Consider the following 8,111-nt stretch of genomic DNA (forward strand, 5'->3'; position numbering starts at 1 on the left):
AAGAAGTAATTGGGCGCCGTGTGCGCCATCTCCACCGTGCCGTTGGAAGAGCCGTCAAGCACGGCACCCGCAGGCATCAACTCGCCGCCGGCATGAACCGAAATAGTGAACTTGCCACGGGATAATTCGCCCACTTTTTGGGCAAACATTTCAGCGGCACCAAAAATGGTGTCGAGGGCTTTGGGAAAGCTTGAAGCCAGGCGCCAGCGAACGGAACGACGATCCATCAATTTACCCCTGTTTAAATAGCGTTGTGCGCGGACTGTATAAAGGCCGCCATGACTTTTTGGGCCACTGCTTATTGCAGGTATAAGGCAGCGACACGGTCCGCAGGGTTTCCCTTGACTCGTGGCGCATGAATTTTCAACCAGTCAACAAAATAATTTCATTGTTTCCACTGGGCAAAAAAATACCCCAAACCATGCCATGCAAGGTTTGGGGTAGCCGACCTTAGGCTAGACGATAGGACGCTTAAATTTTGGCAGTCGCCATGTAGCTGTCATAACGCATTTCGGAAAAGCGCAGCCACAGAATCTGATCACGCTGGAAGGCTCGCATGTCCTGGTGAATTTTCTTGAACTCTGGCGACCTGGCTTCGTGCTCGGCAAACACTTCCATCGATGCCTTGAAACCGGCGTCCATGATGGCCGTTGAGAAGGGCTTGAGCTTGGTGCCGTCCGCCACCAACTTTTTCAGGGCGATCGGGTTGAAGGCATCGTACTTGGCCGTCATGTCGCGCGCCGCCACGGCGGTGGCCACATCGACCATGGCCTGGTACTCGGGCGACAGCGCCGCATAGGCCTTGGTGTTGATGAAAAACTCCAGCTCGGCGCCACCCTCCCACCAACCGGGATAGTAGTAAAACGGCGCCACCTTGTTGAAGCCCAGCTTCTGGTCATCGTAGGGGCCGACGAACTCGGTGGCGTCGAGCGTGCCTTTTTCAAGCGCCTGATAAACCTCACCGGCGGGCATGTTCTGCGACACCACGCCGAGCTTATGCATGGCTTCGCCGAACAGGCCGCCACCCATGCGCATTTTCAGACCCTTGAGGTCTTTGACAGTATTGATTTCCTTGCGGTACCAGCCGCCCATTTGCGTGCCGGTGTTACCCGCGCTGCGGCTCTTGATGTTGTACTTGGCGTAAAACTCGTCCATCAGCTTGCGGCCGTTGCCGTGCTCCATCCAGGCGTCCATCTGGCGCGCGGTCAGGCCGAAGGGCACAGCGCAGCTGAAGGCAAAAATGGGGTCCTTGCCAGTGAAATAGTAGGACGCTGTCTGAGACATCTCGACGGTGCCATTTTGAATCCCGTCCACCACGCCAAAAGGTGGCATCAGTTCACCTGCGGCATGGACCGACACTTCGAACTTGCCACCAGACAGGTCCTTGACGGTCTTGGCAAACATCTCGGCACTGCCAAAAATGGTGGGCAGCGACTTGGGAAAGCTCGATGCCAGGCGCCAGCGCACATTGGCGCCCTGGGCGTGCACGGCCGGTGCAGCACCCGCTGCCAAAATGCCCGCGATACCTGCATTTTTAATAACTGAACGACGATCCATTGATTTACTCCTGGAGTTGAAAACTGAATTTACAGCCGTGCTGCAAGGCATGGCAACGACGGTTAAGTGTCGCCCGACATTTTAAGAAGCGCAGCACCCGCAAATGGGCGGGTTTACCCTAAAAAGACTTTTTGTCTTCACAAAGCTTGCGCCATCATAAAACGTGCGCGAATAGCAGCCTCAATGCCGGACGCATCCAGCCCCTGCAGCGCCAGCAATTTGGCCGGGTCACCATGTTCGATGAATTTGTCTGACAATCCCAGTTGCAGCACCGGTTTGGTGATGCCGGCTGCCGCCAGCGCTTCTAGCACGGCGCTCCCCGCCCCGCCCATGATGGCGCCTTCTTCCAGCGTGACCAAAGCCTCGTGGCTGGCCGCCACCTGCAGCAGCAAGTCCACATCGAGTGGTTTGACCCAGCGCATGTTGACCACCGTGGCATCCAAAGCCTCGCCCACCTGCAGCGCCGGGTACAGCAGCGTGCCAAAAGCCAGAATGGCCACGCGCTGGCCGCTGCGGCGAACTTCGCCCTTGCCGAACGGCAGCGCGTCGAGCGTGCAGCCGACCGCCACGCCAGCACCCGCGCCGCGCGGATAACGCACCGCCACCGGCGTGCTTTGGGCATAGGCCGTGCTGAGCAACTGGCGGCACTCATTTTCGTCAGCCGGGCAGGCCACGCTGATATTGGGAATGCAGCGCAGATAAGGAATGTCATAGGCGCCGGCATGGGTGGCGCCATCGGCCCCCACCAAACCCGCGCGATCGAGCGCAAACACCACCGGCAGGTTCTGGATGGCCACGTCGTGGATCAACTGGTCGTAGCCGCGCTGCAAAAAGGTGGAGTAAATCGCCACCACCGGCTTCAGGCCTTCGCAGGCCAGACCAGCGGCAAAGGTCACCGCGTGCTGCTCGGCAATGCCCACATCGAAATAACGTGTGGGAAAGCGCTGCTCAAAAGCCACCATGCCGGAGCCTTCGCGCATGGCCGGCGTGATGCCCACCAGCCGATCGTCGGCGGCGGCCATGTCGCACAACCAGTCGCCAAAAACCTGGGTGAACGTGGGTTTGCTGACAGCCGCAGATTTTTGCAGGCCCACGGCCGGGTCGAACTTGCCCGGGCCGTGGTAGGCCACCGGATCGGCCTCAGCCAGCTTGTAGCCTTGGCCTTTTTTGGTGACCACGTGCAAAAACTGCGGGCCCTTGAGATGCTTGATGTTTTCCAGCACCGACACCAGCGTCTGCACATCGTGGCCGTCAATTGGTCCCACGTAATTGAAACCGAATTTCTCGAACAGCGTGACGCGGCTCACCATGCCCTTGGCCGACTCCTCAAAGCGGCGCGCCAGCTCCAGCAGCGGTGGCGCACCGCGCAACACATTTTTGCTGGCACTTTTGGCCGCAGCATAAAACTGGCCGCTGAGCAACTTGGCCAGGTAACGGTTCAGCGCGCCCACCGGCGGACTGATCGACATGTCGTTGTCGTTCAGGATGACCAGCAGGTTGCAGTCCGAGACCCCGGCGTTGTTCATGGCCTCAAAAGCCATGCCGGCGGTCATGGCGCCGTCGCCGATGACGGCAATGGCGTGCCGGTCTTCCCCCTTGAGCCGCGAGGCCATGGCCATGCCCAAAGCGGCCGAAATGGAGGTGCTGGAGTGCGCCGTGCCGAAGGCGTCGAATTCGCTCTCGGCGCGCTGCGGAAAGCCGCTCAAGCCGCCCAACTGGCGCAGGCTGGCCATGCGCTCGCGCCGGCCGGTGAGGATTTTGTGCGGGTAGGTTTGATGGCCCACGTCCCACACCACCCGGTCGTGCGGCGTGTTGAACACATAGTGCAGCGCCACCGTCAGTTCCACGGTGCCCAGGTTGGAGCTCAAGTGACCGCCTGTTTTGGACACGCTTTCCAGCAAAAAGGCGCGCAGTTCAGTGGCCAGGGTGTCGAGTTGCTCGCGCGGCAGATGGCGCAGGTCAGCCGGGCCATGGATGGTCTGCAGCAAGGGATAAGGGATATTCATCAACATAGGCTCTGATTTTGACAGCAGGAAGTACGTCAGCTTGAACGCTGCACCATCAGGCTGGCCAGCCCTTGCAGCGCACGCGTGTCCGCCAGGCCGCTCGAGGCCAGCGCCGCCAGCGCCTGCTGGTACAGGGTCTGGGCATAGGCATTGGCGCGCTCCAGCCCCATCAGCGAGACATAAGTGGGCTTGTCCTGGGCCTGGTCCTTGCCCGGCGTTTTGCCCAGCGTGGCCGAATCGGCGGTGACATCAAGGATGTCGTCCACCACCTGAAACGCCAGACCGATGGCGGCACCATAGGCTTGCAGGGCTTGTGCCGCCTGCGCCGTGGTGTCGCCACAGGCGGCACCCATCATCACGCTGGCCTGCAGCAGGGCGCCGGTTTTGAGCTGGTGCATCTGGCGCAGCTGGTCTTCGGTAAGCGGTCGGCCAACGCTGGCCAGGTCAATCGCCTGGCCCCCAGCCATGCCGGCACAGCCCGCCGCGCGCGCCAACAAACGACACAGTCGGGCCTGGCATTTGGTCGGCACAGCCGCCTCGTCAGGAGTCAATAGCTCAAAGGCCAGAGCCTGCAGCGCATCGCCCGCCAGCAAGGCACTGGCCGAGCCAAACTGCACGTGCACGGTGGGCTTGCCGCGGCGCAGCACATCGTTGTCCATGCACGGCATGTCGTCGTGCACCAGCGAATACGCGTGGATCAGTTCAACGGCGCAAGCAGCGCGCAAGGCGGCTTCATCCTGCGCACCAGAGACCGCTTCAGATGCCGCCAGCACCAGCAAGGGGCGCAGGCGCTTGCCGCCATCGAGCACGGCGTAGCGCATGGCCAGCATCAGGTCGGCGGGCGCGGCGTGCGCCAGATCCGAGGCTAGATCGACGCTGACCCAGACGTCTAGCGCCTGCTCAACGCGCTGCAGATGCTGCGTGCACCAACCATTCAAGTCAAATGTGCTAGTCATGCCGCGTCGCCGATCCATGGCTTGAGCGCGCCCTGGTCGAGCACCTTGATTTGCTCTTCAACGGCCGCCAGTCGTTCGCGACAAAACTTCAGCAATTCGGCACCGCGTTGGTACTGGCTCAGGAGTTGCTCCAGGGGCATGTCGCCGGATTCGAGCTTGGCCACCAATTGCTCAAGTTCCTGCAACGCCGCCTCGTAGTGCGCCGGCGCAGCGGGTCCGTGTTTGGAGGCAGTAACCATAAAACGCAACACTCCCGGAATCAAAATAACGATTTTATGCGTTGTTGCCAAGCCCATGCCGGGCGCGCTGCCGGCACAGGCCGCAAAGGTACAATGCCTCGCTTTGCACCAGCCCCGGCTGGGTTTTTTCGTCTCGCGCACGGCTACGGCCACCAGCGCATCTCCCTGTGGGGAGTCAATAGGACTCGTTCACAAATAATATGCACATTTGGCAGGTCAGACCAAATGCACAGCTTATTCATGGACGAGCCCTCAGGTCAGGTTACCCATGTCTGATTTAAGTCTTCAACTGCAGCAGGCCACCGGCCAACTACCAGTTTCAAGCTATTTCGATGCCGCGCTTTACCAGCGCGAATTGCAAACCCTGTTTCAGCGGGGACCACGCTATGTGGGGCACGCCGCCAGTGTGCCCAACGTAGGCGACTACGCCACGCTGGCCCACGAGAGCGAGGGCCGCGCGCTCTTGCGCACGCCAGGCGGCATCGCGCTCATCTCCAATGTCTGCCGCCATCGCCAGGCCATCATGCTCAAGGGGCGTGGCAGCTTGCCCGGTGCCGCTGCGGGCAACATCGTCTGCCCGATCCACCGCTGGACCTACAGCGGCGGCGACAGCGCCGGCCAAACGCCCGCAGGCAAGCTCATTGGCGCACCCCACTTTGCCACCGACCCGTGCCTGAACCTGCACAACTACCCGCTGCGCGAGTGGAACGGCCTGCTGTTCGAGGACAACGGGCGCGACGTGGCGGCTGACCTGGCCGGCATGGGCGAACAGGCAGCGCTGGATTTTTCTGGCTACGTGCTTGACAAAACCGAGCTGCATGAGTGCAACTACAACTGGAAAACTTTCATCGAGGTCTATCTGGAGGACTACCACGTGGGTCCGTTCCATCCGGGATTGGGCCACTTTGTCACCTGTGACGACCTGCGCTGGCAATTTGGCGAACAGTTTTCGGTGCAGACCGTAGGCGTCTCCAAGGCTTTTGGCAAGCCTGGTTCTCCAAGCTATCGGCGCTGGCACGACGCGCTGTTAAATTACCGCAACGGTGCCTTGCCTGAGCGTGGTGCCATTTGGCTCACCTACTATCCGCACATCATGGTCGAGTGGTACCCGCACGTGCTGACGGTGTCCACCTTGCACCCCATGGGGCCTGACAAAACGCTGAACCAGGTGGCATTTTTCTACCCCGAGGAAATTGCCGCCTTCGAGCGCGAGTTTGTCGAAGCGCAGCAAGCCGCCTACATGGAAACCTGCCTCGAAGACGACGAAATCGGCGAGCGCATGGATGCCGGGCGCCGGGCGCTGCTGCAACGTGGTGACAACGAGGTGGGCCCCTACCAGAGCCCGATGGAGGACGGCATGCAGCACTTTCACGCCTGGTACCGCCGCGCCATTGGGCCGCAGGGTCTGTAAGGGATGCAAGCACTCTGGATGCTGGGAGCCGCCTTCTTTTTTGCCACCATGGCGGTTGGCATCAAGTTCGCGTCAAGCAGTTTCAGCGTGGCTGAACTGGTGTTTTATCGCGGTCTGGTCAGCGTCGTCTTCATGACGCTGGTGTTGCGCGCCCGGCGCACACCGCTGGCCACCAAAGTACCCATGATGCACGCCTGGCGCGCGGCCGTTGGCGTGTTTGCGTTGTCAAGCTGGTTTTATGCCATTGCCCATTTGCCGCTCGCCACCGCCATGACGCTCAATTACATGAGCGGTGTCTGGGTGGCGGCTTTTGTGGTGGGCGGTGCGATGCTGTATGGCCAAAGCAGCCGCCAAGGGCCGCTGATGGCCACCGTGCTGGCCGGTTTTGCCGGCGTGGTGATGATGCTGCGCCCCACGCTCGACCAGAACCAGTTGTTTGCCGGCCTGGTGGGGTTGCTCTCGGGCATGGGTGCGGCGCTGGCCTATTTGCAGGTGACCGCGCTGGGCAAGGCAGGCGAACCCGAGGGCCGCACCGTGTTTTACTTTTCGGTCAGCACGGCCTTCGCCGGGCTGGCCGGCGTGCTATGGAACGGCTTCACCCCCTGGGCCAGCGTGTCTTGGCAAGCCGCCACTTGGCTGATTCCCATCGGTGTGCTGGCCTCCCTGGGCCAGTGGTGCATGACGCGCGCCTACAGCCGCGGCGCCACGCTGCTGGTGGCCAATTTGCAATACGCCGGTATTGTCTTTGCCGCTTTTTACAGCCTGGTGTTGTTCGACGACGCCATACCGCTGATCGGCTGGGCCGGCATGGCGGTAATTGTGGTCAGCGGCATTGCCGCCACTGTGCTGCGCACCCGCGCCTTGCCCAACACCCCCGCTGAAGAACACTGACCCACCTTAAAGGAACACCGATGTACAGCACCCTGATTTCTGTCGCCCAATTGCAGACCCTGTTGGCCAGCGGCCAGCCGCTGCTGGTGTTCGACTGCAGCTTCGAGCTGATGCAGCCTGCGGCCGGCGATGCGCAATACCAGCAAAGCCACCTTGCCGGTGCGGTGCGCGCCGACCTCGACCGGCACCTGAGCGCCCACGGCGCGCCCGACGCGGCCAGCGGTGGCCGCCACCCGCTGCCTTCGCGCGAAAATTTTGCCGCCTGGCTCGGCAGCGTTGGCTTGGCGCCCGACATGCAGGCAGTCGTGTATGACCGCCAGGGCGCCAACTACTGCGGCCGCCTGTGGTGGCTGTTGAAATGGGTGGGGCATGAGGCAGTAGCGGTGCTCGACGGCGGACTGCCCGCCTGGCTCGCGGCAGGCGGCGCCGTCGAGGCCGGGACGGCCCCGGCGCGGCCCGCAGTCACTTACACGCCAGGCTCTCCCAAGGCGGTGCTGACCCACACCCAGTCGGTTTTGCGCGCGCTGGCGCGCCCCGGCCAGACCCTTGTGGATGCCCGCGGTGCGCCGCGCTTCAGGGGTGATGTCGAGCCGCTCGACCCGGTGGCGGGTCACATTCCGGGCGCGCTGAATCGCCCGTTCTCTGACAACCTGGATGCCAATGGCTGCTTCAAAAGTGCCGATGTTTTGAAAACTGAATTTGAGGCGCTGTTGGCAGGCCGCGACCCGGCCAGCGTGGTGCACCACTGCGGCAGCGGTGTCAGCGCCGTGCCCAACCTGATCGCCATGGAAGTCGCCGGCCTGGGACGCACGGCGCTGTACGCGGGCAGCTGGAGCGAGTGGTGCAGTGACGCTGATCGCCCTGTCGCGCAAGGCTGACCTCACACCACGAACCCGGCGTGCGGCAAACCCGTAGCCCGGATGGCGCGAAGCAGAATCCGGGGTCGTCGGTCACCACAACATGGCATCGCACCCCAACACTTTTCCACGAACAGCCCCGTCATTGCGAACGAAGTGACGCAATCCATGCACCCGGAAGTCGTGGATCGCCA

7 protein-coding genes and 1 pseudogene are annotated in these 8,111 nt (G+C 61.9%); 3 read left to right on the forward strand and 5 right to left on the reverse strand.

Annotated elements, in window-relative coordinates; genetic code table 11:
- From IBX54_RS10000 to IBX54_RS10020, 5 genes and pseudogenes are all read right to left on the reverse strand, one after another.
- Positions 1–227 (reverse strand): annotated as a pseudogene (locus IBX54_RS10000) (ABC transporter substrate-binding protein); the annotation flags it as partial.
- Positions 228–471: 244 nt separating this feature from the next.
- On the reverse strand, positions 472–1,557 hold the full coding sequence (locus IBX54_RS10005) for a TRAP transporter substrate-binding protein (protein ID WP_296542511.1): 1,086 nt from the start codon (positions 1,555–1,557) through the stop codon (positions 472–474).
- Positions 1,558–1,694: 137 nt separating this feature from the next.
- Positions 1,695–3,563: a 1-deoxy-D-xylulose-5-phosphate synthase gene (gene dxs, locus IBX54_RS10010; protein WP_296542512.1), complete on the reverse strand. Its 1,869-nt coding sequence runs from the start codon at positions 3,561–3,563 to the stop codon at positions 1,695–1,697.
- 35 nt (positions 3,564–3,598) lie between these two features.
- The gene (locus IBX54_RS10015; RefSeq protein ID WP_296542513.1) at positions 3,599–4,519 is read right to left on the reverse strand and encodes a polyprenyl synthetase family protein; all 921 of its coding nucleotides are present in this window, start codon (positions 4,517–4,519) and stop codon (positions 3,599–3,601) included.
- Positions 4,516–4,758, reverse strand: coding sequence for an exodeoxyribonuclease VII small subunit (locus IBX54_RS10020; protein WP_296542514.1), 243 nt, complete (start codon positions 4,756–4,758; stop codon positions 4,516–4,518). The genes IBX54_RS10015 and IBX54_RS10020 overlap by 4 nt, the downstream gene beginning before the upstream one ends.
- 268 nt (positions 4,759–5,026) lie before the next feature.
- Here IBX54_RS10020 and IBX54_RS10025 point away from each other — a divergent pair, with 268 nt between their 5' ends.
- The 3 genes from IBX54_RS10025 to IBX54_RS10035 are packed head-to-tail and all read left to right on the forward strand — an operon-like array spanning position 5,027 to position 7,938.
- A complete protein-coding gene (locus tag IBX54_RS10025) occupies positions 5,027–6,169 on the forward strand; it encodes an aromatic ring-hydroxylating dioxygenase subunit alpha (protein WP_296542515.1) in 1,143 nt (380 codons plus the stop codon).
- A gap of 3 nt (positions 6,170–6,172) precedes the next feature.
- Positions 6,173–7,060, forward strand: coding sequence for a DMT family transporter (locus IBX54_RS10030; RefSeq protein WP_296542516.1), 888 nt, complete (start codon positions 6,173–6,175; stop codon positions 7,058–7,060).
- A 20-nt stretch (positions 7,061–7,080) separates the two neighbouring features.
- Positions 7,081–7,938, forward strand: a complete 858-nt coding sequence (locus IBX54_RS10035) for a sulfurtransferase (protein WP_296542517.1) — start codon at positions 7,081–7,083, stop codon at positions 7,936–7,938.
- The last annotated feature ends 173 nt before the right edge of the window (positions 7,939–8,111 follow it).

The organism is Rhodoferax sp. (assembly GCF_014859475.1).
GTDB lineage: Bacteria > Pseudomonadota > Gammaproteobacteria > Burkholderiales > Burkholderiaceae_C > Rhodoferax.

Bases quoted from the DNA above. Each gene is read 5' to 3' on its own strand.
- IBX54_RS10005 (WP_296542511.1), bottom strand. From the start codon at position 1,557: ATGGATCGTCGTTCAGTTATTAAAAATGCAGGTATCGCGGGCATTTTG.
- dxs (WP_296542512.1), bottom strand. From the start codon at position 3,563: ATGAATATCCCTTATCCCTTGCTGCAGACCATCCATGGCCCGGCTGAC.
- IBX54_RS10015 (WP_296542513.1), bottom strand. From the start codon at position 4,519: ATGACTAGCACATTTGACTTGAATGGTTGGTGCACGCAGCATCTGCAG.
- IBX54_RS10020 (WP_296542514.1), bottom strand. From the start codon at position 4,758: ATGGTTACTGCCTCCAAACACGGACCCGCTGCGCCGGCGCACTACGAG.
- IBX54_RS10025 (WP_296542515.1), top strand. From the start codon at position 5,027: ATGTCTGATTTAAGTCTTCAACTGCAGCAGGCCACCGGCCAACTACCA.
- IBX54_RS10030 (WP_296542516.1), top strand. From the start codon at position 6,173: ATGCAAGCACTCTGGATGCTGGGAGCCGCCTTCTTTTTTGCCACCATG.
- IBX54_RS10035 (WP_296542517.1), top strand. From the start codon at position 7,081: ATGTACAGCACCCTGATTTCTGTCGCCCAATTGCAGACCCTGTTGGCC.